General features: G+C 52.0%; 19 protein-coding genes. 11 read left to right on the top strand and 8 right to left on the bottom strand.

Annotation, left to right across the window (positions count from 1 at the left end):
* Window positions 1–323: 323 nt before the first annotated feature.
* From MKZ24_RS14525 to MKZ24_RS14515, 3 genes are all read left to right on the top strand, one after another.
* Window positions 324–5,867 (top strand): CBM35 domain-containing protein, encoded by a 5,544-nt coding sequence (locus MKZ24_RS14525; RefSeq protein ID WP_340784023.1) that lies wholly within the window; start codon window positions 324–326, stop codon window positions 5,865–5,867.
* A 507-nt stretch (window positions 5,868–6,374) separates the two neighbouring features.
* Window positions 6,375–6,689 (top strand): helix-turn-helix domain-containing protein, encoded by a 315-nt coding sequence (locus MKZ24_RS14520; protein ID WP_052415919.1) that lies wholly within the window; start codon window positions 6,375–6,377, stop codon window positions 6,687–6,689.
* Between the two features lie 5 nt (window positions 6,690–6,694).
* Entirely contained in the window at window positions 6,695–7,627 is a 933-nt protein-coding gene (locus MKZ24_RS14515; RefSeq protein ID WP_081956614.1) for an IS3 family transposase, read from the top strand.
* 308 nt (window positions 7,628–7,935) lie between these two features.
* Here the strand turns inward: MKZ24_RS14515 and MKZ24_RS14510 are convergent, their stop codons facing one another.
* From MKZ24_RS14510 to MKZ24_RS14485, 6 genes are read right to left on the bottom strand one after another with little or no spacing between them, the layout of a single operon-like run.
* On the bottom strand, window positions 7,936–9,147 hold the full coding sequence (locus MKZ24_RS14510; RefSeq protein ID WP_340784019.1) for a DUF4432 family protein: 1,212 nt from the start codon (window positions 9,145–9,147) through the stop codon (window positions 7,936–7,938).
* Entirely contained in the window at window positions 9,144–9,848 is a 705-nt protein-coding gene (gene pgmB / locus MKZ24_RS14505) for a beta-phosphoglucomutase (protein WP_340784016.1), read from the bottom strand. Before pgmB ends, MKZ24_RS14510 begins: the two co-directional genes overlap by 4 nt.
* Window positions 9,826–12,084, bottom strand: coding sequence for a glycoside hydrolase family 65 protein (locus MKZ24_RS14500; protein ID WP_340784014.1), 2,259 nt, complete (start codon window positions 12,082–12,084; stop codon window positions 9,826–9,828). Before MKZ24_RS14500 ends, pgmB begins: the two co-directional genes overlap by 23 nt.
* Before the next feature lie 52 nt (window positions 12,085–12,136).
* Complete coding sequence (locus tag MKZ24_RS14495; RefSeq protein ID WP_039308352.1) at window positions 12,137–12,961, bottom strand: carbohydrate ABC transporter permease; 825 nt, start codon at window positions 12,959–12,961, stop codon at window positions 12,137–12,139.
* A 20-nt stretch (window positions 12,962–12,981) separates the two neighbouring features.
* Window positions 12,982–13,857 (bottom strand): carbohydrate ABC transporter permease, encoded by an 876-nt coding sequence (locus MKZ24_RS14490; RefSeq protein ID WP_340784010.1) that lies wholly within the window; start codon window positions 13,855–13,857, stop codon window positions 12,982–12,984.
* Between the two features lie 38 nt (window positions 13,858–13,895).
* Window positions 13,896–15,245 (bottom strand): ABC transporter substrate-binding protein, encoded by a 1,350-nt coding sequence (locus MKZ24_RS14485; protein WP_340784008.1) that lies wholly within the window; start codon window positions 15,243–15,245, stop codon window positions 13,896–13,898.
* A 315-nt stretch (window positions 15,246–15,560) separates the two neighbouring features.
* On the opposite strand from MKZ24_RS14485, the gene MKZ24_RS14480 reads away from it, so the two are divergent.
* Both MKZ24_RS14480 and MKZ24_RS14475 read left to right on the top strand, forming a co-directional pair.
* On the top strand, window positions 15,561–17,393 hold the full coding sequence (locus MKZ24_RS14480) for a sensor histidine kinase (protein WP_081956616.1): 1,833 nt from the start codon (window positions 15,561–15,563) through the stop codon (window positions 17,391–17,393).
* Entirely contained in the window at window positions 17,386–19,008 is a 1,623-nt protein-coding gene (locus tag MKZ24_RS14475) for a response regulator (RefSeq protein WP_042238238.1), read from the top strand. The genes MKZ24_RS14480 and MKZ24_RS14475 overlap by 8 nt, the downstream gene beginning before the upstream one ends.
* A gap of 25 nt (window positions 19,009–19,033) precedes the next feature.
* Here MKZ24_RS14475 and MKZ24_RS14470 read toward each other — a convergent pair whose 3' ends face one another.
* Window positions 19,034–19,273 (bottom strand): hypothetical protein, encoded by a 240-nt coding sequence (locus MKZ24_RS14470; RefSeq protein ID WP_340784005.1) that lies wholly within the window; start codon window positions 19,271–19,273, stop codon window positions 19,034–19,036.
* A gap of 367 nt (window positions 19,274–19,640) precedes the next feature.
* On the opposite strand from MKZ24_RS14470, the gene MKZ24_RS14465 reads away from it, so the two are divergent.
* From MKZ24_RS14465 to MKZ24_RS14450, 4 genes are all read left to right on the top strand, one after another.
* Window positions 19,641–20,411, top strand: a complete 771-nt coding sequence (locus MKZ24_RS14465) for an amino acid ABC transporter substrate-binding protein (protein WP_340784003.1) — start codon at window positions 19,641–19,643, stop codon at window positions 20,409–20,411.
* 29 nt (window positions 20,412–20,440) lie between these two features.
* Window positions 20,441–21,100 (top strand): amino acid ABC transporter permease, encoded by a 660-nt coding sequence (locus tag MKZ24_RS14460; RefSeq protein WP_042138968.1) that lies wholly within the window; start codon window positions 20,441–20,443, stop codon window positions 21,098–21,100.
* A 15-nt stretch (window positions 21,101–21,115) separates the two neighbouring features.
* Entirely contained in the window at window positions 21,116–21,859 is a 744-nt protein-coding gene (locus MKZ24_RS14455) for an amino acid ABC transporter ATP-binding protein (protein ID WP_340783998.1), read from the top strand.
* Window positions 21,860–22,085: 226 nt separating this feature from the next.
* Complete coding sequence (locus MKZ24_RS14450) at window positions 22,086–22,526, top strand: hypothetical protein (protein ID WP_340783995.1); 441 nt, start codon at window positions 22,086–22,088, stop codon at window positions 22,524–22,526.
* Window positions 22,527–23,015: 489 nt separating this feature from the next.
* Here the strand turns inward: MKZ24_RS14450 and MKZ24_RS14445 are convergent, their stop codons facing one another.
* Window positions 23,016–24,122 carry an AI-2E family transporter gene (locus MKZ24_RS14445; RefSeq protein WP_340783992.1) on the bottom strand — a complete coding sequence of 369 codons (1,107 nt, stop codon included), beginning with the start codon at window positions 24,120–24,122 and terminating at the stop codon, window positions 23,016–23,018.
* Window positions 24,123–24,299: 177 nt separating this feature from the next.
* On the opposite strand from MKZ24_RS14445, the gene MKZ24_RS14440 reads away from it, so the two are divergent.
* Complete coding sequence (locus MKZ24_RS14440) at window positions 24,300–24,971, top strand: response regulator transcription factor (RefSeq protein ID WP_042238251.1); 672 nt, start codon at window positions 24,300–24,302, stop codon at window positions 24,969–24,971.
* Window positions 24,968–26,038, top strand: a complete 1,071-nt coding sequence (locus MKZ24_RS14435; RefSeq protein ID WP_340783989.1) for a sensor histidine kinase — start codon at window positions 24,968–24,970, stop codon at window positions 26,036–26,038. The genes MKZ24_RS14440 and MKZ24_RS14435 overlap by 4 nt, the downstream gene beginning before the upstream one ends.
* The last annotated feature ends 32 nt before the right edge of the window (window positions 26,039–26,070 follow it).

Here is a 26,070-nt window from a genome sequence, read left to right as displayed (position 1 = left end):
ATACCCAGGACTCCAAATTTCCCTGCCTCTATTAAGAACAAATTTTACAATAAAGACCAGTCAAAATAACATAAGAAAGCCAAAAATATAGCAAGAAAACCGTGTTCCGGTCCCCGCCCCCTCTCCGGCTCAGCCAATCCCTCAAAATATCGCAAAACATGATGCGGAAAAACAGTTCCACTCTTATTTTATAATGGATGCGTAGCGCTGCAATTAATGGTAAGCGGTTTCAAGAAAAGCGGGGATCATATCTTTGCGGAGGAGGGCAAGTGAACATATTTATTGTCAAAATGATCAGAAATTGCTTAGAAAAGGAGATTCATATGAGGAAAAAAAGCTTAAAGCTACTCCCCCTGGTGTTGATACTTTCATTACTGCTGTCAGGCATCTCTTACGCGGATGTAACCTCTAATTACGTTAACCCGCTGATGGGCGGTGCTGATCCTACCGTGGCTAGGGCTGCTGACGGTTATTACTATTCTGCATCTTCAGGCGATAATAACATCACCTTGAAGAGGCATGAAACCATTCTCGGCGTATCTACGGCCAAAAGCAAAGTGGTCTGGAAGAAACCCGATAACTTCGGCTATGTGTGGGGTCCTTATATCTACCGGCTGGACGGCAAGTGGTATCTGTATTTCTCTTCCGGCCCGGAGAACAGCTTCGGATATGGGCATCCAAGCTCCTATGTTCTGGAGAACGCATCGCCCGATCCTTTTGAAGGAACCTGGGAGCTGAAGGGCGAATCCGCCAATGAAGACAGCAACGGGCAGGTTACGGTCAAGCAGGGGCTGCTGAACACGCAGGGATATGGTTTGGCCTGCGGCGTAGTCTCCATTAAAGGGGAACCCTACTTCACCTATACCAAATACTATTATTTCAAGGACCCGCAGAATCCGGATAATACGAAATTCGATGAGAGTCCGACGATTGTCAAAATGAAGAACCCGTGGACCCTGGAGGGGCCGGAAGGCACGGTGGCCAAACCGGAATATGATTGGGAAAAGAAAAACGATAATATCAACGAAGGCGCTGCGGTAGTCGAAAGAAACGGTAAAATCTATTTTGCATACTCGGCCAGCAGCTTCATGAATGATAACTATGCGGTAGGCGTATCCGTTGCGGATGCATCCTCGGATGTGATGAATGCGGATTCATGGGTCAAATATCCTGAGCCTGCGATGAAAAGATCGGACGAGAACAGCTCGTATGGCCCCGGCTCTCCCCTGTTCCTGAAGTCCGAAGACGACAGCGAGGATTGGATTCTGTATCACGGGATACCGACCCACGGGCAAGGCGGCGGGAACAGAGGAATCAGAGCGCAGCGGATCCATTGGGATGATAATGATTTCATCAATCTTGGCATTCCTTCCAATCCCGGCACAGTCCTGAACAGACCTTCCGGAGAAGAGAGAAGCGAAATCTATGAAGCCGAGGAGGCAAAGCTGTCGGGAGTAGCAAGAATCCCCGGAGCAACCGCTTATGCTTCGGGCGGCGTATACGAAAAATACAATAACAGCAGCGCTAATGACTATATAGAATTTACAGTTAACACTACCGCTGGCGGGACCTACTCGCTGGATTTCCGATACAACAATAATACGGCGAATCCGGTTACTATGAAATTAGGCGTTAACGGGGGAGCAACCCGCGATCTGTCCTTCCCTTCAAATGCCGGATTTGAGGCGAATTTCGATCTGAAATCCGTTTATAACCTTCCGCTTAACGCCGGAAGCAATACAATCCGCCTGTCCGGCAAGAGTGCTTTGGCTCTGGATGCCATGATTATCAAGCGCAGCACCTTGTATGAAGCAGAAAATGCCATACTGTCCGGAAATGCAAAGGCTGATGCAGATCATCCGGGTTACAGCGGAACGGGATTTGCCGGAGGGCTCTGGACCTCTAGCTCTGCAGTTACCTTCAAGGTAAATGCCGCTGCTGCCGGCAGCTATTCGGTTAAGCTGGGCTACAGCCTGGGATTCAACGATGACCGGACGCTGACTATGTATGTGAACGGGCAAAAGCTTAAGCAGGTCGATTTCTTCAGCCTAAAAAGCTGGGACCGCTGGGCCGACCGCTATGACAATGTTTTCCTTCAAGAAGGGGAAAATACGATCACATATAAATATGACGAAGGCGACACCGGCAACGTCAATCTGGACTTTATAACCGTAACAGAAGCCACAACCTGGCATTATGGAGCTGAAGATGCCAAGCTGGCTGGCGGGAACGATGCTGCAGTTGTTTACGCCAAAGACGGAAATCTGGGAACCGGTTATGTTACCGGGCTGTCCAAAGCGGGTTCGTCCGTAGAGTTCGCGGTAAATGTTGAGAATGCGGCATCCTATGATGTGAAGCTGAGATATGCCAAAGAAGCTGCAGGTTCGACCTATAGCCTGTATTTGAACGGCACGAAGATTAAGAATATCACCCTCCCTTCTACCGGCGGACTTACCGTCTGGAAGGAGCAGCTTGACACATTAAGCCTGAAGGCGGGTAAAAACACAATTACTTATAAGAATGAAACAGGAAACTCCGGCATTCTAAATATGGACAGTGTTCATCTTAATAAGCGTACTCCGTGGAGGTATCAGGCCGAAGATGCCACCCGGCAAGGAAGCCTCAAGGTTGTCAGGGATCATTTATGGTATGAGGGCAACGGGTTCGTAGGCGGATTTGAGCAGACCGGGGACACGCTGAAGTTTGAAGTGAACGTCCCTAATACGGCTGACTATACGTCGACATTGCGGTATTCCGGTGTACAAAGCTCAAATATTACCCTGTCGATGATGGTTAACGGACAGAGAATCAAGCAAGTGTCCTTAACTCCGACAGCGAATTGGGATATCTGGGCTAACAGTACGGAGTCCGTGAATCTCAAAGCCGGTAAGAATACGATTGAATTCATCCGCGAACAAGGAGATACCGGCAGATTCAATGTCGACAGTCTCACAATTGATAAGACGAGCGGCGGGTTCATGAGCTCGATTGCGGGGAAGATCATTCCGGAGAAAATGGTCAAAATCCAGCCCAAGCACAGCGGAAAAGCATTGGATGTGGACAGAGTCTCCAGTGATCCGCTGGCGGTGATTAACCAGTGGTCCAACGGCGACGGCAATAATCAGCTGTGGAGATTCCTGGATCTCGGTACAGGATATTATCAGATCCAATCGGTCCAAAGCGGCCATGTGCTCGATATTCTTCCCGGTTCAGCGATCCAGCAGCTGTGTCAGAATATCAAAGCGTCCGGAACGATACCGGATACGCAGCAGTGGAAGCTGGAGAAGGACGGAGATTACTACAAGATCGTTAACAAAAGCAATAATAAAGTAATTACTGTAGAAGGAGCGTCCAAGAGTGACGGTGCAGTAGTGAGAGTAGCCGATGACCAGGCGAAGGATAATCAGCGCATGAAAATTGAAATCCGCAACCTCAGCAATAGCGAAATCAGTGCTCTGACCGAGTTAAACGGGCGCTATGATATTACTTTTGACGCGAATGGCGGAAGTCCGGCGCAGACAGTCGTTCAGGCTGCATACGGCGAACAGTTAACGGCTCCGGCCGTAATGAATAAAGGCTATGTGCTGGAGGGCTGGTACAACGATTCAGAAAAATGGGATTTTGCCAATCAGACCGTGCCGGGTGTAATGACGCTGACGGCGAAATGGACCCAAAAGGCGCCGGAGGTACAGATTGTCAGTGAGGGCTTGATGCGCGCGGGGCAGGACGGTATGCTCCGCGCCGCTGGTAAAGGTGAAGGAACACTCTCCTTCACCTGGTACCTCGACAAGGGCGATGGCTATGGTTATGGCGAGCCGGTCGGTTCGGGTGATAGCCTGACGCTGGCGGCGTTGACGGAAGCAATGAGCGGCTACCGCTATAAGGCGGTTGTGGCAGACGATAGCGGCTTAACCGGCGAGCAGGAATATATATTGCAAGTGCTCCCGGCTGCAGTAGAGTGGATTACCCCTGCCTTCGCGGTAGATTTACCTTCTGCGATGGACGCCGTTGAGGGCGAACCCTTGACGCTGCTTGTTGATGCAACAGGTGACGTGGAGTCTATCGGCTGGGAAATGAAGCGGCCAGACAGCGTCGATTGGCTGCCGCTAACGAGTGTTACCGGTGCAGTATACCGTTTCACACCGGGAATGGAAGAGAACGGGACAGCTTACCGAGTTGTGCTGACCGGCAAATCGGAGGTGCATCCGGAACGTATCACCGGAACAGAGCTGGTGCTCAAGGTCTATCCGGCACATGAAATTCCGGTGATCCAGTCGTTCACGGCAAGTGTAAATCCGGTAAAGGAAGGGGATTCCGTTACCTTTAACGTTGTAGCCCATTCTGTGTATGGAGAGCTGAGCTACCGCTGGCTGAAGGACGACCTTGTCCTGGACGGTGCCGCCGGGAGCAGTCTGACACTGGATAAGGCTGCAATAACTGATGCAGGGGCATACAAGGTTGAGGTTACGAACACCCGTATGATCGGGGAGTATGCTTATGTGGATGCGGTCCCTACAGAGACGATTGAGCTGACTGTCAGCCGTCAGCCGGTAACGCCAACAGATCCTCCGGTGACACCAACGGACCCGCCGGTGACAACCAGTCCGCCGTCATCTACGGCGAAGCCTGCGGCAACACCACAGCCTACCGCAACGCCGGGTCCTTCGGCTGCAGTCATTACTGCCGCTCAGTTGAGCAGTCCTGCGGTGAACGGTGTGGTTACAGTCCAGGTAGGGCAAGCGGCTGCGGTTGAGCTTCCGGTGAATGCCGGGACGCTGCTGGGAACCCATTCCCTCCGTGTACAGGGAGACGGAATAGAGCTTGTGCTGGCGCCGGAGCTGCTGAAGCAGCTGGCCGAAGCCGTGCCTGCTGCCGGGAGCAGCGGTGCCAAGATTGTGCTGAAGGCGCAGCCTAAGGCACTGGAAGCCGTGAAGCTGAAGACAGAAGCCGGCGTAGCGCTGAAAGGCAAGCTGATGGATTATGACCTGAGTCTGGTAAGCGCAGACGGGACAGCGCTCCATCTGGAGGATTATCCGGTTCCGGTAAGCGTCAGCTGGCCAGCGGATGGGCTTGATTCGAGGCTGCTTGGCCTGTACCGTGTGAGCAGTGACGGTACACTCACTTATCTGGGCGGGGCAGCCGAAGCGGGCGGGCTGAAGGGACTTCTTGACGGCAGCGGTACGTACGCGCTGCTGGAGTATTCCAAGCAATTCAGTGATGTTCCGCTTACACACTGGGCCTTCGAAGCCTTGCATGAGCTGTCTGCGAAACATCTGATCCGGGGAGTGACGGAGCAGGCTTACCAGCCTGGACGGAACATTACCCGGGCTGAATTCGTGCAGCTGATGTCCGGTGTGCTGCAACTGGGCGGCGGCAACAGCGGTGGCAGCGGCAGCGGAAACGTTGGCAGCAACAGCGGGAACGATAGTAGCGGTGCCAGCGGGAACGATAGTAGCGGTGCCAGCGGGAACATCAGCGGGAACGGCGCCAGCAGTGGCAGCATCGCATTCGCTGATGTTCCGCAAGATGCCTGGTACAGGGATGCTCTTTCCGGCATGGTGCAGGCAGGGCTGATTGCCGGACGGAGTCCGGTGTCCTTCCAGCCGAATGCAGAGATCAGCCGTGAAGAGATGACCGTCATTCTGATGCGGGCTTACAAGCTCCAGCATGGTGCAGGTGCAATCCCGGCCGCTGTAGACATCACTTCTATGAAGGATGCAGCGGAGATCTCCGGCTGGGCAGCAGAACAGGTAGCCTCAGCCGCTTCACTGGGCTTCGTGAACGGACGGGCGGACGGGACCTTTGCTCCAAAGGCTGCTGCCACCCGTGCAGAAGCTGCACAGCTTCTGCTGAATTATTTGAAGTAAGGAAATGAGAGGCGGATATTACCGGTTCTGCTGCAAGGCATAAACAAGGCGCTTCCCTGGAACATTGTCCGGGGAAGCGCCTTTTGTTTACCCTGTAATTATTCACCTGTAGCTTATTCGGGCTGTACAGCGACCTTCCATTTGGCCCGTTTACCCTCGTTTAAGCACATTGTGTTCGGTTTTTCGCTTACATTTGGCCCGGTGGCCTTCACGCCAGCACATTGTGTTCAGTTTTTCGCTTACATTTGGTCTAGTTACCTTCGCTGTAGCACATTGTATTCGGTTTTTCGCATACATTTGGCCCTGATACCTTCGCTGTAGCACATTGTGTTCGGTTTTTCGCATACAGTTGGCCCTGATACCTTCGCTATAACACATTGTGTTCAGTTTTTCGCTTACATTTGGTCTAGTTACCTTCGCTGTAGCACATTGCTCCACAGCCCCCTAAAGAAGTTGGAGTCCTCCCCCACAAAAATGTAGACTAGATACAGGAGGAGGATGAACGGAATGGGACACTTAACAGGAACAAGAGAGAAGGCAGCGCAAGAGGTGTTGTCTGGCATTAAGGCGGCGGTGGTTGCCCGAAAGTATGGGGTGACTCCATCAACGGTGAATCAGTGGGTGAGGGATTACCGGGAAGCCCATGGGGAGCAAGATCATCCGTATCCCCAGGACCAGGTGGAGGAACGGAAGCGCCTGCTGGACGTCGAGCAGAAATATGAGAAGGCCGTCAAGATGCTCGGTGAAAAGGAGTTAGAGATTGAGATTCTGCGTGAACTGCTAAAAAAGCCAACCCCTGCTTATCCGAAAAAATCGAGGTAGCCGATATGTTCATTAAGCAGGGGAATACCGCAGCCTTGGTGCTCCGTCTCGTGGGGCTAGCAGAGTCTACGTACTACGACCGTAAGAAACGCAAGAAGCAGGAGGCGCAGGCCGTCCCCCAGGGGCGTGGAAGACCCCTACCCGGCTACTCCCTGACCGAGTCGGGAGAGAAGATTAGCGACGAGCAGATCCAGGAAATGCTCCTGGAACTGGTCGCTGGAGAAGAGCACGTGTACGGGTACAAACTGCTGGCCAAGTGCTTGTGGAACCAGCACGGGCTGAGGCTCAACCACAAGAAAAGCTACCGGCTGTGTCAGGCGCTGGAGATCCTGCAGCCCCAGCGTCAGAAGCGCTTTAAGCATCCCCGGAAGCTGCCGGAGAACCGAGTCATTACCGGAGCGGGCCAGCTCTGGCAGATGGACATTAAATACGGGTATGTGGCGGGCCGGGACCGGCATTTCTTCGTCCTGAGCATTATCGATGTGTTTACCCGGGTTATCGTCGGGTATCACCGAGGATCGTCGTGTGAGGCCAAGCACGCCTGCCAGACGCTGGGACGCGCCATGGAGCAACACTGCGCCCCTGGCAGCGCGCGCCCGGTGATCCGCACCGACAACGGCCCCCAGTTCATCAGCCATCTGTTTGGCGACATGTGTGAAAGCTGGGAGATGACCCATGAACGCATTCCGCCTCGAACGCCGGATTTAAATGCTTTTATTGAATCGTTCCACAGCAATATCGATCGGGATTTGTTCCGCAAAGAGGCCTTCGACACGTTCGAAGAGGCCTATGAAGCCGTGGACCGGTACATGGACTTTTACAATAACCGCAGAATGCATACGAGTCTTCGCAACATGCCGCCAGCTACCTTTGCGGAGTGGGTGCTGACCCTAGAAGACCAGTCCTGCTTCTTCTGGCCGAGAGAAAAAGCGAAATAAAGAGCAAGGCTACGACAAGTACCGATTTTATACGGAGGACTCCGGGATAAGGGGGTCGCACCGATTGTATTCGGTTTTTCGCTTACATTTGGCCCGGTTACCTTCGTGGAAGCACATTGTATTCGGTTTTTCGCATACATTTGGCCTGACATACCTCGCAGCAGCTGGCAAAGCAAGCAACCTTTGATCAGAAGCCCAACCCGACAGAAACCAAAAGAAAATAACCAGCCGCCGGTAGATTTCCGGCGGCTGGTTATTTGTAGTTTCATTTGAATGTGGATGGTGTCCGCGCTACTGGCATACATCAATTAATTTACTGCGCTACGGATCATGTGCGTAAGGGTTGTGATTTCCTGCGGATCACGTGTTGCCCCTATGATGATCCAGCCGGTGCTCTGGCCGTGGGGGCCGATATAGATCACTTCACCATCTATCGTTTTTTGCTCCAGTGAATTGGGTCTGGTCTTGCAAGGCTCCAGCGCATACATCCGGTCACTGACCGCCCGCTTGGCGATTAGTGACCGGGGATAACATTGCAGCGAACGAATGACATAGGCTGCCGTATCCTGCCCGGCGTTCACCAGCATCTCGGCTGTCAGCTGCTCACCGCCCCCGTCTGCGCAATAGTCGCGGACCTGCGGCAGATCCGCAAGCCCCTCTACCGGCTCAGGAACGTATTGATAACAGCGGATCGGGTCCAGCCTCGTTTCGGCATCGTAGATGATTAACGGGTCCACCTCAGGCGGGGCAGAGTCGCGGAGCAGCATTTTTGCGGTGGAGACCGGCAGGACATAACTCCCCCCACCTGACATATAAGCTCCTGCCAGCTGAATATGATACCCGTCATCCACTGGCTGGGCGACATCCGTTAAATTCAGCACCGTATCCTCCCGGAACAGCGTAGCTGCCCCGTAACGGATTACGATCCGGACTGTTTTGGCATATACAGGCAGCGGCCCGTATCCTCTCACCGGAACATTACCTTCCAGGCAGATCTGCTGCTCATCCCAGGTCAGCCTCACCGATCCCGGCTGCGCGGAGGAGTAAGACCCCGTCCCGTGGACGGTTCTTACCTCATCCGGAGTGCCGAAGATTTCTGGCCCAATGGCAGCTACCGCTGCATAGAAGCCTGAATCCCAGCCCGAATGCTCATTGTCGGATAGATCTACATGATCCGGATGGAGCAGATACCGTTCGTCACGCTCCCAGCTGATTTTCTCCGCTTCCAGCCAGATTTCCCCAATGTCCATCCCCCGCTCCAGTATCACCGTAAAGACCAGCCGGCCATTGGATATAGTCAACAGGTGTATGTGCGAGCCGAAGGAGTCTGTAACAAGCGTCAGGGTGACAAAGCCTCCTCCAGGCAGCACCTGGCGAGTGCCCGGCTGCAGCTGCTCCAGCGTCAATTCGCTTACTCGCTGATTGCTATTTAGCTCATTGCCGTTCTGCTCATTGCTTACTCGCCCATTACTTATACTCTCATCGCTTTTCCGCTCGTTGTCTACTTGCTCACCGTTCATTCATCCACCTCCCCCCTTCCGCTGTCACCGTTTAAGTCAATGTGGCTAAGCAGAAACACGGGTTCCAGCTGTTCAAAGCTGGCGATGGTAAGGTCGGCGCGGTCAAGCAGCCTTCCGTCTCCGATGCCAATCACGCGCATGCCCGCCCGGATTGCCCCTTCTACACCGGCGGCCGCATCTTCAAAGACCAGACAAGCGGCCGGGGCCACATCAAGCAGCCTGGCTGCTTGCAGGAACACCTCCGGGTCCGGCTTCGCCCTGCCGATGGTGTTCCCGTCCGCCACTGCGTCAAACAGCGGCCTGATGTTCACCTTCTCCAGAATCAGCGGAGCATTTTTGCTCGCCGAGGCAATCGCTGTTCTGATCCCGCGGGAGCGCAACAGCCCAAGAAAGCTGCTTACACCGGGTAATACATCGTCCGGAGTAAGTGTCTCCAGCAGCTCCTTGTACCACTCATTTTTGCGGGAGGCCAGCTCCTCCTTACGTTCCGCCGTCAGATCTGTTATTCCGCCGGACCGCAGCAGAAGTTCAAGCGATTCCATACGGCTAACGCCCTTCAGCTGCTCATTCGTGCTCTCGTTGAAATCGAAGCCGAGCTCACCGGCAAGACGCTTCCAGGCCTGATAGTGAAATTTCGCGGTATCGACAATGACACCATCCAGATCAAAGATAGCTGCCTCAAAGGGTTGTGCCCGCAACATAGCCCCTCCCTTCCAGCTTGTGCACTGCATGAGCATCCGGATGAATCGTGATCCGGTAGCGCTCCCCCTGCCAGGCAAGCTGGAAGCTCAGCTTCGTCCAGCCCTTAGGCAGCCGCGGCTCCAGCTTAATGTCCTTGCTCCACATCGCACTCTTCAGTCCGGCTAACCCGTATACGATCAGCTGCCACAAGCCGCCGCAATTCGCGATATGTATTCCCTCGGCAGCACCCTTCTTCTCCAGCGAAAGGTCGATATCCATCACCCGCTGCAGGAAATTTGCCGCCGCTTTCGGCTGATTCAGCCAGGAGGCCACAATGCCGTGAACTGCCACGGACAAGGAGGAATCATGGGTTGTAATCGGCTCATAATAGTCATAGGCCGCTTTCAGCTGCTCCCGGGAGAATTCCTGCGGGAACAGCAGCATCAGTTCCAGCACATCCGCCTGCTTAAGCGCCTTGGACCGGTAATTGCGCTCCTGGGAGATGAAATGGCCGAAGGGTCTGGATCTGTCGGTCCAGATGCTATCGAAATCTAAATCCGCGTAAGAAGCAAAATCGTCAGACTGCGGAACAATATCCGTTCTGCTGTCATAGGGCAGCCGCAGCTTCTCCGCCGTGTGCCGGAACAGCTCCCGTTCCTCCGGAAGAATGTTCAGGCGCTCTGCCGCAGCCGCATAGCTGGCTGGCTTGCTGCTCATCAGGCGGTCCAGACAGGTTACGGTCTGCTCCAGACTGAACTTGACCATGCGGTTGGTGAAGGCATTGTTGCGGGTAAAGGGCAGATATTCGTCCGGTCCCATCACGCCGAGCAACTCGCCCACTCCTTCCCGGTTCCAGTCTACCCGGTCACACCAGTACCGTGCCGTCTCCACCAGAATATCAATGCCGTAGTGCTCCAGGAAATCTTCATCGCCTGTTGCCCGCACATAATGGTAGAGAGCATACACTATATCCGCTGTTATATGAATTTCATGGTCGGCGTACTGCCAGTTGGCACATTGTTCATCCCCGCTTAACGAGGACTCCCAGGCATATCTTGCTCCCCGGTAGCCATAATTCTGCGCATTGCGTCTGGCTCCGTCCAGCGTATTGTAGCGGAACAGAAGCAGATTGCGGGCCGCCTGCGGGTTGGTATGCAGGTAGAAGGGCAGCAGGTTGATCTCCGTGTCCCAGAAATACCTGCCGAAATAGGCCTCACCGGCATACCCCTTAGCACAAATCGCCACCCGGGCATCCTCCGGTGCATTGGCACGAAGCAGATGATAGAGTGAAGCCCGGACATTTAATTGCGCCAGATCATCTCCCTTGATGATGATATCGGCCTCCTGCCACTTACTCTTCCAGCAAGCTGCATGCCGTTCATACAGCTGGTCCCAGCCTATCTCACATGCATGGCTGAGCTGCGCAAGCGCTCTGCTGCCGGCTCCGCCTTCCTCCATATCCCGGTCCGTGGTCACCGCCGTCAGCTTGCTGACAGTCAGCCGGTCCCCGGTCTGCACAGCGAACTCACCCCGGAGAGCCGCCGCCGCCAGGCTATTCTCCTCCTGCCAGATCACCGCTTCAGAGGCGTCCAGCGCAGAGTGCATGAAGATCCGGTTACCCTGCTCCGTCAGCGTTTCAAGCGACAGGCTGCCCCCAACTTCCGCAGTGGGAACCACACTATCAAAATGATTCATTCCATTGGTGCGTACATCTCCCCGAAGGGAAGCAGCAACCTCCAGTGTGCCTTCCCCTGCCAGCACCTCAACCTGTATGCGCTGGATACACAGATGGGTGTCCGCCATACTGATGTAGCGCTCGAAGATGCACTGAAGCTGCATGCCCTCTGCTGTCTCCCAGATCAATGAACGGTGAAGACATCCATCCCTCAGATCCAGCCAGCGGCTGTAGCCGCTGATCCGGGAGCGGTCCATATCCAGGCTCTCGCCTGCAGATCGCAATTCAAGCCCCAGCATATAAGGAAGATTAACAATCTCCTCCTTCAGCAGCGGATGCTCTGCGACAATACCCGGGATGAACGTTCCCTGCTTGGACTTCGGATGCCGCGGCTTCTCCAGCGTGACGTTATCCGGAAAGCGCAGATACTCCTCATCCTGAGGGGCATCGCTGCATCCCTCCTCAAAGCTTCCACGGACATGCATATAGCCGTTCCCCTGGGTAAACAACCCCTCATAATGCTTATGCAGTCCGGCCTCATACCCGTTTTCTTTCAGGCACCACAGGTGTTCTTCATTCATCTGCAACCCCCCAATTCTCTTGTATCTTTCCATGGCATTCCTGTCCGCTCCGTCATCCCTTGACCGCTCCCGCAGCAAGTCCGGATACTACCTGCTCCTGCAGCAGGATATAGACTACAATACTCGGGATGATGACGACCATCGTAGCGGCAAACATAACGCCGTAATCACTGGCAAACTGGCTTTTGAAATAATAGAGCGCCAGCGGCAGGGTCCGGCTCTGATTGCCTGTCGTCAGAATGATCGCGAATTGAAATTCATTCCAGCAGAGCAGGAACTGCATGACTCCCGCCGTGCCGAAGCCCGGCTTCGAGATCGGCAGTATAATCCGGAAGAAGGTCTGAATGAAGCTGGCCCCATCCAGGTAAGCCGATTCCTCCATCTCCTTGGGAATCGTCAGGAAGTAGCTGGATAGAATGTAGAGCGAGACCGGCAATCCGAAGCCGGTATACACAATAATAAGTCCGATCAGCTTGTCATACAGCCCAAGCGCGTTAACCGTCAAGTACAGCGGCTGCAGCATCGCAGCGCCGGGAATCAGCAGCGAGAGGGAGAAGGCTCCCATCAGCAGCTTTTTACCGCGGAATTGAAAGCGCGCCAGGACATAGGCTGCCATTCCGAGCAAAAGCAGATTGAGCAGTGTTCCAAAAATCCCCACAATTACACTGTTGATGTAGAATCGGGATATCGGCGCGATCTGGAAGGCCTTCGTATAATTGGAGAAGCGGAAGCTGCTTGGCCAGCCGAGGGAATTGCTCAGAATCTCGGCATTCGTCTTAAACGAAGCCAGCAGCACCCACAGGAACGGACCCAGCGACAACAGGACAATCAGGATTACAAATCCATACTTAAGTACACCCAAACTTTTTTTCAACATTCTCACCCCATCCGCTCCATTCAGTTTTGGGAGCTGCCTATTCTGAACAGATTTCGGCATAGCAGGACAAAGATCAAGCCAAAGCCGATTAGGAAAACGCCCACGGAGTTGGAATAACCGAAGTTATTGTCCATGAGAGCGGTTTTGTAAATGTAAATGGGCAAATTCATCGTTTGATTGCCGGGTCCGCCGCCTGTTGTCATTAGAATAATATCCATCTTCTGCAGCATGCTTGTTCCCGACAGAATCACGCAGGTCCCGATAATATTGCGCAGCATAGGAATGATGATGTACAGGTTGATCTTGAAATTGCTGGCCCCGTCGATACGTGCCGATTCGAACAGACTTTCCGGAATGGCCGCAATCTCGGCCAGAATAAGAATCGTGACAACTGCCGCATAAGGCAGCCAGGTCATCGTGACGGATAGAAAAGCCGTGGCATAATCCATGAACCAGTTCTGGGAGTAATCCGCATTGCCGAATAAACGGACGATACTGTTCACCGCACCGAATTCAGGATTGAGCATACACAGGAACAGCATACCTACAGCTGCCCCTGAGATAATATTCGGAAACATGTACACCGTGCGGGCAAACTTCCAGTAGAATTCCTTCATACTAAGAATAACCGCGAACAGGGTGCCGATGGCAACGTGGATCGTAGATTGCAGAACGACCCAGATCCCCGTATTCAGAGCGCTTTGGCGAAAATCGGCATCGTCCGTAAACAGCTTGATATAGTTAGCGAGACCGGTAAACACCGGGCTGCGTCCGGCCGACCATTCCGTAAAGGATGTGCCGAACAAAATGACAAGTGAGACGGCATAGACAATAATAAACAATGCTACAGTCGGCAACAGGAAAAGCGTGATATACCCTCTATTTTTCCTAACCATCCATATGGTCCTCCCCAATCCTCAGCTTACATTACTCTTTATTTATTCTTAGCAGCAATCTCAGTCAGTTCCTTGGCAATCTCTTCAGCCGTTGCCCGGCCCGCCGCCAGCTTCGGATACAGGTTCTTCCAGGCATCCGTTACGTTCGGATAGACGATGGAGTCCAGGGTCCGGTAATGCAGCTGTGTCTTTTGAGCGACTGTGATCGATTCGACCATGATCGGATACTTCTCTTTAAGTGCATCTGATGGCTGAACTTCACTCGATACCGGCATGACATTGCCGTATTCAAGCGCGAGGGTCTGTCCTTCAAGCCCTGTTTTGAACTTGATGAATTTCTCCGCCGCATCGCGGGTTTCCGGCGTTTTGGCTCCGATCATATATCCAACCTCATAAGTGGAAATCAGGCTGTTATTCGGATACGCGGCAACGCCCACCTTTGCATCGAAGCCTTCACTGGATTTGGTCGGATCGCTGAAGTCTCCAATCATCCAGGGACCGTTGGCAATCATCGCTGCCTTGCCCTGGCTGAATGCGTTCGCTGCATTGGCATAGCCCGCTCCAAGCGCATCCTTCGTCGTATACTTCTCCAGCAGCTCCTTCATCATATTAAGCGCCTGAATCATTTCGGGCGTATTGAAGTCGGTAGGGTGCAGGGTGTTCATGAACGCCTTGCCGTTCTCCCCGTTAGTGCCGATCATCGCAGCAAGAATCAGATTGGATGTCCAGGCATTCTCCCCAGTCATCAGGGCGAGGGGAACGAAGCCTGCCGCCTTCAGCTTCTCGTTGTTGCTCATGAATTCATCCCAAGTCTCCGCCGGCTTAATACCTGCCTTGTCAAACATTTCTTTATTGTAGAAGTAGCCGATATTCTGCTTCTGATCACTGATCGACCAGATCTTCCCGTCCCGGGTATTGGAAGCAAGTGCATCTTCTCCGATAGCTGCCTTCCATTCCGCGTCCTTGTCTAAATAATCATTGAAAGGGGTTGCAAGATTTCCTTTGATCAGGACATCATTAATTCCGTCCTTGCCCATAACGACATCCGGCACATCCCCGGAGGCTGCCAGAATCTTAATCTTATCCACGTATGCGGCATCACTTGGAATTTCTTCAACCACAACCTCCACTTCATTGCCATACTTGGCATTGAACTGCTTGATCTGCTCTTCCTCCATTTTGGCTGACGCATGCGTGCCGACCCGGAAGGTAAGATAAGAAATTTTGACCGGAGCTTTAGCCGCAGGCGCTGCTGCATTTCCTGAGCCTGCCGTTGCGGCTGCTCCATTATTCTCTGCTGAATTTCCTGATCCGCATGCCGTAATGGACATGGTCAGCATCAGCATGCCTGCTAAGGTACAGCCCGCTTTGTACAAAGACTTTCGCACAATAAATCCCCCTTTAGAATGATGGCTTAAGCCAGGGCATCCCCCTGCAGCCAATTACAGTTGTTTACAGCTCTCATTGTAGACCAAAGAAAAAAAGGATAGAATTCGTTTTTCTGCATGATCTTTTATAATATCTTGAGCAAATGTGATTTGGCAGCGAGGTTGGTGTAAGGGTTTTCAGATTTCTTTAACTCTGTATCGTTATCTTTACCATCTGGCCGGAAACGGCACGATTTCACCCGGCTCTGCTATTCGCTGTCAAGAAATGAATATATAATGGCTGTACTACAGACTCATCAGCAAGGAGCAACCAACATGTCCAATCAGCATATCCTGAAGCGGATCAGCCTTCGTCCCCTACTCGGACGTTTCTCCCTAATTCCGGTACGAAATAAAATGGTCATTATTATCTTCCTGCTAATTCTGCTTCCGATGACGTTCGCCGGCTGCTACTTCTATTGGAGCATCTCCCAGATTCTAACGAGGAATGCCAATGATAATCTGTCCCTGCTGATCCGCCAGACCAACGACAATATCGAGAAGTCCTTTCAGATTATTGATAATACCTCCCTGCATTTCCTCTCTACTAAAATGTTAAGAAGCTGGTTAATCGACGATATGTCGCTAAGCGATGACTTCTACAAGAAATTCGTCAATAAAAGTGAAATGGAAGAGGATTTGAAGTACAGCCTTATGTTCAACAATGCTTGGAATATCAGCCTGCTGTCAACGGCCTATGTATTTTTTGATAACGACAACTATGTATCCGTTCTGAAGTCCCCGCCAAACATTGAGCAGATTAACCGGAATAATCTCGCAGTCTATCAGTCGGTTAACGGCAGAATGGTCCGCGGCAAAGAAATATTGACACCAAGTCCCGGCGATCCCACGCTCTATTTCACCCGGGTGATGTCCAATATTAATCTTCCCGAGCAACGCCTGGTGCTGATCTTCGGCACGAATGAAGCTGATTTAGCGGAGAAATATTCCGGACTGCTCGAATACCCGGGCGCCATGGCCTACATCATTGATAACCAGGGAGTCATCTATTCTAGTGCGGGTAAGCAGGAATTAGGTTCAACTGCTCCTCCCGATGTGCTTGCGCTGAGGGATCATACGGAAGTAAGTGAGGTCAAGCTTAATCAGGAGACTTATCTAGCCGCTTCCCGCAGCATCGGTACAACCGGGCTCACCTTCATTGCCGGTATTCCGAGGAAGCAGGTACTCGCCAAATTATCCGGCAGCATGCACAATTATATTTGGTTTATCGCGCTGATCGCGTTCGTCTCGCTTGCAGCAGGTGTGTTGCTATCGCTTCGCTTCACCCGGATTATCCGCGATCTGCTGCGGAGTATCCGTAAGGTCAAGAAAGGGGATTACAACACCAGAATGCCCGCTTTCAAGGATGCAGAGCTCAACCAGCTCAGTTCCACCTTCAACAACATGACTGACGAGATCAACTATCTGATCAAGGAAGTCTATGAGAAGCATCTGCTGGTCAAAGAGTCAGAGTTCAAATTTCTGCAGGCTCAGATGAATCCTCACTTTCTGTTCAATACGCTGATTACCATCGGCTACAAGGCAAAGCTGTCCAAAGATGAGACCGTTTACAAGATGGTAACGTCCCTTACCGAGCTGCTGCAGGCAAGCATCTATTCGAGCAGTCTGGCCAAAATCCCGATCCGGCAGGAGCTGGATTTCATCCGATTCTATCTGTATCTGCAGAAGGAAAGGTTCGAGGACAAAATGGAATACACGATCCAGATCGAGGATGAGGCCATACTGGATCTGCTGCTGCCCAAGCTGAGTGTCGAACCGCTGGTCGAGAATGCTGTCGTGCACGGGGTGGAGCGGAAGCTCGGCAAAGGAAACATCAACATCCGCATATACCGCGAGAACGATTCGGTCTATTTCGAGATCACCGATAATGGCAACGGGTTTGAGCATATGCCCAAGAATTGGAGTCATTTCGAGAGCGACACGATGCGCAAGCAGGGCCACAACAATATCGGCCTGATCAACACGCATAAACGGGTTAAGCTGCTCTACGGCGAGCCTTATGGAATTGAGGTCGAGAGCGAGCCTGGGGCAGGCGCGAGAGTCACTCTACATATACCGGAAGATCAGGGGGAACTAACACATGTATAAGGTTATGATTGTAGACGATGAGCCTGTGATCAAAAAAGGGCTGCAGTGCTTCATCGATTGGAGTATTCTTGAGTGCGAGGTTGTTTGTGAGGCGTCGAACGGCCTGGAGGCGGTCGAGCTGCTGGGCTATTACGATGTCGATATCGTTGTCACGGATATTCGCATGCCGGGAATGGATGGCCTTGCCTTATCGGATTATCTGCACCAGCACTTTCCGCAGACGAAGGTTATTATTCTTACGGCCTTCGCAGACTTCTCCTATGCCCAAACGGCTATTCAATATGAAGTTGTAGACTTTGTAGTCAAGACCAATCCCACAGAGCAGATTCCCCGGGCGATTGAGAAAGCCACGCTGCTGCTGGAAAAAGAACGGGAGCAGAAGCAGAAGGTCCGGCAGCTGGAGAGTAAAATCAACGATAATCTGTCCGAAATCAGCGAAAAATTCCTACGGGAAGCCGTCTATGGCCTGATTAGCGATGAAGCCGGTCTATTCAGCCGCTCAAGCGAGCTGGGGCTGCAGCTGGAGGACTATTTCGCTATCTATATGGAGGTAAAAGATATACCTGGACCCCACGGCTCTGCCGTGAACCCGGCGAATGACCATTACCGCTTCCTGGCCTCCATCCGCCAATTCCTTGCCCTGGCCTTCGGGGAGCATCCCTCTTATATTATGGCCATGGAGAAAAACACCCTGCTGGCGCTTGTCTCCATGACCGGCGGCAATACCGCGGTCTCCACCCAGGCCCTGCTCACAATCAGCAATGAAATTCTCGCCATGGCGGAGAACTTCAGGCAGTATCATGTCAATATCGGCATCAGCCTGCTGCACCGGGATATATCGACGCTGTCAACGGCCTATTTTGAAGCGAGAGAGGCGCTGCAGGGCAGCTTTTATAATGATAATTATGTGGCTGTATATATCCCTCATGCGAACCAAGCCCTTACGCCTGCAGCCCCTCCCCATCATGCCGCCGAGCAGATTGCCGGACATCTGCAGCAGGGAGACAGCGAGTCGGCCATCCGGCAGTTGGACCAGCTGCTGGAGAACTACAGAAGCATTAAAGAGCCGATTGAGAATGTGAAGGTAGCCTGTCTGCTGATCAGCTCCTATTGCTTCCGCTTGCTGAGCACAAGCCAGCCCTTCGCACCGGAGATGGAGGAGAGCCAATCCGCCGTGTATAAGCAGATTCAGGAGAGCAAAAGCATCCAGCTGCTGGCAGATATCCTGGGGCGCCTGATTCTGAGCTGCTCCAGGGCAGTGGCAATGAGTGACAGACAGCCTAATTACATCGTAATTGAATGCCAGAAATATATCAGAGAGCACTACAATCAGAATCTGAGCCTGCAGATTATTGCCGACCATATCCATATCAACAGCAGCTACCTCAGCCGCCTGTATAAGAAGGTCACCGGTGAGTCCATCATCGATGTGATCAACAAGTACCGGATTGACATGGCCAAGAAGCTGCTCCGGAATCCGGCGAGTAAAGTATTCGAAGTCGCGGAAGCCGTTGGCATTGAGACACCCGCCTATTTCACTCATGTGTTCTCCAAATACACAGGGATGAGCCCCAAGGAATATAAGCTGAATTATTCACAGAGCGAATTGGGATAAACGGAAGAAGTACACCAGACGTTGATCATATCGTCCGCTCCGGAGCCTTGAAGGCCGAACATAATCCTTCGCTCCGGTAGTACGCAATGGCTCCGTTCAATTCTTCCAGATCGCATTCGATCTCTGCCTTAGTCATTTCCCGCACGATTTCTTGTGCCTTCTCCACGGCATTCGCCTTGACATAACAGTGCAGGCACTCCAGGTACAGCCGGGGCTCTTTCTGTGAAGCCTGCTGCAGATAAGCCCCCTTCTGCCGAATCCACATGAACCTCGCCCTCCATCAGCCCTTCCAGAGCCGTGAACACTGACAGCTCATTGTGACTGGTTACCAGCTCCTCTGCCTTACCGCATTGCTCATTATTTAATTCTATCACCTATCACATTCCTCCTTATTTCAGGCCGCCTGTGTACCTGTTACAGGAATCGTATCAGATTACGAATTGAGATCTAATGGAAAAATTAAATAAAATAAGAGTCTGCGTAGCGGCAGGATTTGATTTATTTTGGACACAAATGTATTCCCCTACTCTATCGACAGTAACTCACATCATATGTTATTATGATAAACTGATAACGTATTAACGAACTAAAGCGCAGGCTGCTGCGTGTAATCTACTAGGGGGAATAGAGAGATGAAGAGACAAGGAATATTGAGTTTATTGGTAATTTTGGCGATTGCTATAATAGCAGGCTGCTCCAGTTCTGGAGGCAATGACGGTAAGCTGGTGATCGGTATAGATGATAAGTTTGCCCCGATGGGCTTCCGGGATGATAACAATGAAATTGTCGGGTTCGATATTGACTATGCGAAAGCGGCTGCTGAGAAAATGGGCAAAGAGGTTACCTTCCTGCCGATTGACTGGTCTGCCAAGGAATCGGAGCTGAATAGCGGACGCATTGATATGATCTGGAACGGCTACACCATCACGGACGAGCGCAAGGAAAAAGTGTTATTCACCAAGCCTTATCTGGAGAACAGCCAGGTTGTAGTCGTGCTTGCGGATTCAGCGCTGTCTGCGCTTAAGGATCTGGCCGGCAAAGAGGTCGGACTGCAAAGCCTCTCCTCTGCTGCCGATGCCCTGGATGCTAATCCGATTAAGGCAGAGCTTAAAGGTGTCTCCGAATTCACCGATAATGTGCTTGCCCTGACAGACCTGAAATCGGGACGTCTGGATGGAGTGGTCATTGATGAAGTGGTGGCCAGATACTACATAGCCAAGGAGCCGGACACGTACAAGCTGATGGATGAATCGCTGGCCCCAGAGCAGTATGGTATAGGGATTAAAAAGGGCAATGAGGACCTGCTGACGGAGCTGCAGAAGGCATTGGACGCGCTGAGCAGTGACGGAACGGCGGCCGAGATCTCCACGAAATGGTTCGGAGAGAACAAAGTACTTAACTAGATGGTTTCCTTTAGGAGTCGGGTGAAGAGATGAATATTGACTATATTATTAAAATTTCCGGACCGATGCTGGAGGGGGCACGGACAACGGTATTGCTATTCCTGATCGTGATCGTATTGTCCATTCCGCTCGGGATGGTGGTTACCCTGATGGCCAAAAGCTCCGTCAAGCCGCTGGCCTGGATTGCACATACTTATATTTATGTGATGCGCGGCACTCCGCTGCTCTTGCAGCTGCTGTTCTTCTGCTTCGGCCTGCCGCAGATTCCCGTGATTGGGCAATATCTGGTCATGGACCGGTTCGTTGCGGCCAGCCTTGGATTTATTCTTAATTATGGCGCTTATTTCGCCGAAATCTTCCGCGGGGGAATGCTCTCGATTGATAAAGGCCAGCATGAGGCGGCCAAGGTTCTCGGGCTTAGCAAATGGCAGACGCTGCGCAAGGTGATTCTGGCCCAGATGTTCCGGGTGGCGCTGCCGGCGGTAGCCAATGAGTCCATAACCCTGGTCAAGGACACTGCCTTGCTGTATGCCGTAGCCGTACCGGAGCTGCTCAATTTCGCCAAAACGGCGGTAAACCGTGATTTCACGGTTACCCCTTTTGTCGTAGCGGGCGTAATTTATTTGCTGATGACACTGGTGCTTACGCTGTTCTTCAAGACACTGGAGAAACGTTTCAAATTTGAGTAGAAGGGCTGTTTGGCTATGAGTTGTATGATTGAAGTATCGCAATTGCAGAAATCCTTCGGCAGCCTCGATGTGCTGAAACAGATTACCTTTGACGTTAACCCCGGGGAAGTCGTTGCGGTGATCGGACCTTCCGGCTCCGGCAAAAGCACCATGCTGCGCAGTCTTGTGCATCTGGAGGAGGTTACCGGAGGAAGTATCCTGATCTGCGGCAAAGCGCTCGTGAACAATGGCAAATATGCCAGTAATGCGGACATTAGGGAAATTACCTCGACCATGGGGATGGTATTTCAGCACTTTAATCTGTTTCCGCATCTCACCGTAAGGGGAAACCTGGAGCTTGCCCCAAGAACGCTGAAGCGGGAGAGTATTCAGGATATCACGGCCAAAAGCGAGGCGCTGCTCTCCAAAGTAGGTCTTGCCGATAAAGCAGACGTGTATCCCTCCATGCTGTCAGGCGGGCAGAAGCAGCGGGTCGCCATCGCCCGGGCGATGATGCTCAGTCCGGACATTCTCCTGTTCGACGAGCCGACCTCGGCGCTCGATCCCGAGCTCACCGGCGAGGTGCTGCGGGTCATCCGCCAGCTTGCGGACGAGCACATGACGATGATTATCGTCACGCATGAGATGAATTTTGCCCGCGATGTGGCCGACCGCGTCTTCTTCATGGATAACGGCGAAATCGCCGAATCCGGCACACCGGAGCAGATCTTCGGCAACCCGCAGCTGGAGCGGACCCGGACATTTCTGAACCGGGAGTAACGGGAGTGGATTCAGGAAAGGGACCGCCCCCACTAGCCATACAATGGCTACTTGGGGCGGTCCCTTTTTTCTTATCGTTTGCCCTCGCAGTGGCACATTGTATTCGGTTTTTCGCATACATCTGGCTCGTTTGCCTTCGCAGTGGCATATTGTATTCGGTTTTTCTGTGAAAATACGTCTGGCACTGCGATAAACGCACGGCCTACGCGGCGCACCCAGTCCAATTGTGTTCGGTTTTGCGATTACATTTGGCCTACGCGGCGCACCCAGTCCAATTGTGTTCGGTTTTTCGATTACATTTGGCCTACGCGGTGCACCCAGTCCAATTGTGTTCGGTTTTTCGATTACATTCGGCTTAAGCGGCGTACCCAGTCCAATTGTGTTCGGTTTTTCGATTACATTCGGCTTAAGCGGCGTACCCAGTCCAATTGTGTTCGGTTTTTCGATTACATTCGGCTTAAGCGGCGTACCCAGTCCAATTGTGTTCGGTTTTTCGATTACATTTGGCCTACGCGGTGCACCCAGTCCAATTGTGTTCGGTTTTTCGATTACATTTGGCCTACGTGGCACGTCCAGTCCAATTGTGTTCGGTTTTTCGATTACATTCGGCCTACGCTACCCACCCGGTCTAATTGTGTTCGGTTTTCCGTTAAAATTTGTTAAATAGATGAACAGACGACGTTCTGTTTTTTAGCCACGCTGCTCATTTTCATGCTGGAGTTGTGCCTTGAAAGACATGTTTGTTTTCGCATACATCTGGGTCGTTTCACTCCGCAGTGGCACATTGTATTCGGTTTTCCGCATACATCTGGGTCGTTTCACTCCGCAGTGGCACATTGTATTCGGTTTTTCGCATACATTTTGCTCGTTTACCTCCGCATATTTCCCACTTCCGGCCGATTCAGAGTCAGATTTGGCTTGTATATTTGGACCCGGAGAGACAGCATTTCGCCCCTATTTTTCATTTATTCCCTCGGGACAAATCAGAGGGGTTTACACCTTAAATTGGTGCTATGAGCCACTTTCGATGGATTCAGAGGGAGCCCTCTATTTTCACCATTTGGGCCATTCATTTCCGGCTCGGTTAATAAGCATCATCAAATCCAAAAGGACCGGAAAGCCTAATGACGGCCTCCCGGTCCTTCCCGTATTCCATTTAATCCCCCGCTTCCGCAGGGACTTCCGCTTCCTTATCCCAGCGCTGCCGGACAAACAGCTGATAGAGCTTGACCGTTATAATCTTCAGCATCATGTAGACGGGAATAATCAGCAGGATGCCGATAATACCGCCGAAATCACCTCCGGCCAGGACCAGAATGATCGTGGTCAGCGGATGGATATCCATGCTTTTCCCGAAGATATAAGGCGCCACCAGGTTATCCTGAATTTGCTGCGCGACCAGCACAACCACGATCGACCAGATGGCCGTGGACGGCGACTCGATCAGACCGAAGATGAAGATCGGTACAGTGGATAGAATGGCCCCGATAAACGGGATGAAGTTCATCAGCACAGCCATCAGTGTCAGCAGCAGCGCATACGGTAGCCCAATCAGCAGGAAACCAAAATACATCAGCACCCCCAGCGCCAGATTGACCAGCACCCTCCCGACGATGAAGCTGCTCATCACCCCGTCGATTTCAGCAATAACTGCAGCACCTTCCTCATGATACCGCTTCGGAAAGAAGCTCACGAGCTTATCGCCGAACTTCCCGCCCTCCTTGAGCATGTAGAACAGCAGGATCGGAAAGGTAAAGAGCACAATGGCGAAATTAGAGACAAAGGAGAATAACCCCGACACATAGACCGTCATTAGCGAAAAGCCTTTATTCAAATAATCCATCAGCTGGCTGGCCGGATTCATGTCCGCAGGAATCAGCTTCGACAACAGATCGCTGTCCTCCAGCTTTGTCAACTGCTCTCCCACGGCATTGAACACGCCAGGCATATTATTAGCCAGATTCAGCAGCTGAGTCTGCAGCGACGGCCAGACACCTACCGTGAATCCCAGCAGCAGCACCGCGATAACCAGATAGACCAGCAAGATAGCGACTGTCCGGTTCAGCTTGCGGGAGGCCAGGTAATCAATTAAGGGACGCAGCAGATAATAGAAGAAGACGGCCAGCATTAACGGCACAATGACCACACTGAACAGCGAGATAATAGGTGTGAAAATAAAGTCCACCAGTGAGCTTACATAGATAATTCCCAGCACCAGCAGCACTGCAATACAAATGCGGATAAACAAATTCAGTTTGGCCATGAGTGACTCCTGTTTTCATATTTGAACCGGTGGTTCTTTTCCCTATAATATAGAGCGTCATTCTTAATTCAGACTAAACAAAGCCTAAAGAAAAGCTAAAGATTTTGTCTTTAGCCTTTTTTTACATTAGAATGATGGGGAAACGCGGTCAAATCCGACAACCTATGGAGTGAAACCATGATAAAGATCCTTGTTGTAGAAGACGATAAGCATGTACGCAAGCTGATGAACGCTGTGCTGAAACGGGAAGGTTATGACGTGGTAACGGCTGAGAATGGAAGAGAAGCTCTGGAGGTTCTTGAAGTCCAACATATCGATCTGATTATTCTGGATATTATGATGCCGGAGATGGACGGGTATGAATTTGCCGAAGAGCTCAAGGAAGCGGACAATCGAATTCCCATCCTTATGGCCACAGCCAAACAGCTACCTGAGGATAAGAAAAAAGGGTTCCGGCTCGGAACCGATGATTATATGACCAAGCCTGTAGATACAGAAGAAATGCTGCTGAGAATCCAGGCCCTTCTCCGCCGCTCGCAGATTGCGAGTGCCCGTAAGCTGGTGATCGGCAGGGTTCATCTGGACTATGACACATTAACCGTGACCCGGGACGAGGACAAGCAGACGCTTCCGCAGAAGGAATTCTATCTGCTCTATAAGCTTTTATCCTATCCGGAGCGCATCTTCACCCGCATCCAGCTGATGGACGAGATTTGGGGCATGGACAGCGAAAGCACGGATACTACGGTGAATGTGCATATCAACCGCCTACGCAAACGTTTTGAAGCCTATCCGGAGTTCGAGCTGGTCTCTGTCCGCGGGCTCGGATATAAGGCGGTGAGAACATGAACATGATCAAGAGGCTGACGGGTAAAATCGGCCTGTCGCTCTACTTCTCGCTTGCTGTATTTATCATCTTCCTCATTACCGTTCTGATTACCGGCATACTGGTCTATCTGCTGATGGTCTTCGGTGTACTCAATGAACGCATCATTCAGGATTTCAAAGTCCTCACCTTTATCACATTAATTGCCTGCATCATGATCGGCACTGTCACCTCGGGCCTGGCCAGCCGGAGGATGCTGAAATCCATCCGCACCTTCATCGATGCCACCAACCAGCTGGCAGGAGGAGATTTCACCACCCGGCTGCGGCTCAATAATCCGCCCGAATTCAAGATTCTCTCTGCCAATTTCAACCGGATGGCGGATGAGCTGGGCGGCATTGAGATTCTGCGCACGGATTTCATCAACAATTTCTCGCATGAGTTCCGCACCCCGATTGTGTCGATCAAAGGGTTCGCCGAAATCCTCAAGGATGATGAGCTGAGCAAGGAAGAACGGAATGAATATCTGGATATTGTCATTGAGGAATCCACCCGTCTGGCCGCCCTCGCCTCCAACGTCCTGAGCCTGTCCAAAGTGGAGGCCCAGACGATATTAACGGGCCGCGAACCCTTCAATGTCGGCGAACAGATCCGCCAGTGTGTCTTGCTTCTGCATCCCAAAATGGAGAAAAAGCATATATCCATTACAGCCAACGTGCAGGACTATGAGGTGCCGGGAAATAAAGAGATGCTGAATCAGGTCTGGCTGAATCTGCTCGACAATGCCATTAAGTTCACTCCGGAGCATGGCGAAATCGAAGTTTCGATGAGGCAGGCCGAAGACAAGATCGAAATCACCTTCCGGGATAACGGTGCCGGCATCAGTGCGGCTGCACTTCCCAGGGTGTTCGACAAGTTCTATCAGCAGGATACCTCCCACTCCACTGCCGGTAATGGGCTGGGGCTTACCATTGTCCGTAAAATCACTGAGCTACACGGCGGAACCGTCACTTGTGATAGTGTTCCGCTGCAAGGGACCACCTTTACGCTGCTGCTCCCTGCCGTAAAGAAGCTTCCGTCCACCAAATAAAAGATCCCCACAAAGTGGGGCCTTATCTTCGG

Origin of the sequence: Paenibacillus sp. FSL R7-0297, assembly GCF_038009025.1 — a bacterium.
GTDB lineage: Bacteria > Bacillota > Bacilli > Paenibacillales > Paenibacillaceae > Paenibacillus_AQ.
The sequence above is the reverse complement of the archived record's forward strand: the minus strand, read 5'-3'. Positions and strand labels throughout refer to the sequence as shown.

Coding starts and splice junctions, on each gene's coding strand:
- MKZ24_RS14510 (WP_340784019.1), bottom strand. CDS start 9,147: ATGAACGGTGAGCAAGTAGACAACGAGCGGAAAAGCGATGAGAGTATA.
- MKZ24_RS14440 (WP_042238251.1), top strand. CDS start 24,300: ATGATAAAGATCCTTGTTGTAGAAGACGATAAGCATGTACGCAAGCTG.
- MKZ24_RS14470 (WP_340784005.1), bottom strand. CDS start 19,273: ATGTGGATTCGGCAGAAGGGGGCTTATCTGCAGCAGGCTTCACAGAAA.
- MKZ24_RS14490 (WP_340784010.1), bottom strand. CDS start 13,857: ATGGTTAGGAAAAATAGAGGGTATATCACGCTTTTCCTGTTGCCGACT.
- MKZ24_RS14445 (WP_340783992.1), bottom strand. CDS start 24,122: ATGGCCAAACTGAATTTGTTTATCCGCATTTGTATTGCAGTGCTGCTG.
- MKZ24_RS14465 (WP_340784003.1), top strand. CDS start 19,641: ATGAAGAGACAAGGAATATTGAGTTTATTGGTAATTTTGGCGATTGCT.
- MKZ24_RS14460 (WP_042138968.1), top strand. CDS start 20,441: ATGAATATTGACTATATTATTAAAATTTCCGGACCGATGCTGGAGGGG.
- MKZ24_RS14515 (WP_081956614.1), top strand. CDS start 6,695: ATGTTCATTAAGCAGGGGAATACCGCAGCCTTGGTGCTCCGTCTCGTG.
- MKZ24_RS14435 (WP_340783989.1), top strand. CDS start 24,968: ATGAACATGATCAAGAGGCTGACGGGTAAAATCGGCCTGTCGCTCTAC.
- MKZ24_RS14455 (WP_340783998.1), top strand. CDS start 21,116: ATGAGTTGTATGATTGAAGTATCGCAATTGCAGAAATCCTTCGGCAGC.
- MKZ24_RS14500 (WP_340784014.1), bottom strand. CDS start 12,084: ATGAATGAAGAACACCTGTGGTGCCTGAAAGAAAACGGGTATGAGGCC.
- pgmB (WP_340784016.1), bottom strand. CDS start 9,848: ATGTTGCGGGCACAACCCTTTGAGGCAGCTATCTTTGATCTGGATGGT.
- MKZ24_RS14480 (WP_081956616.1), top strand. CDS start 15,561: ATGTCCAATCAGCATATCCTGAAGCGGATCAGCCTTCGTCCCCTACTC.
- MKZ24_RS14525 (WP_340784023.1), top strand. CDS start 324: ATGAGGAAAAAAAGCTTAAAGCTACTCCCCCTGGTGTTGATACTTTCA.
- MKZ24_RS14520 (WP_052415919.1), top strand. CDS start 6,375: ATGGGACACTTAACAGGAACAAGAGAGAAGGCAGCGCAAGAGGTGTTG.
- MKZ24_RS14495 (WP_039308352.1), bottom strand. CDS start 12,961: ATGTTGAAAAAAAGTTTGGGTGTACTTAAGTATGGATTTGTAATCCTG.
- MKZ24_RS14475 (WP_042238238.1), top strand. CDS start 17,386: ATGTATAAGGTTATGATTGTAGACGATGAGCCTGTGATCAAAAAAGGG.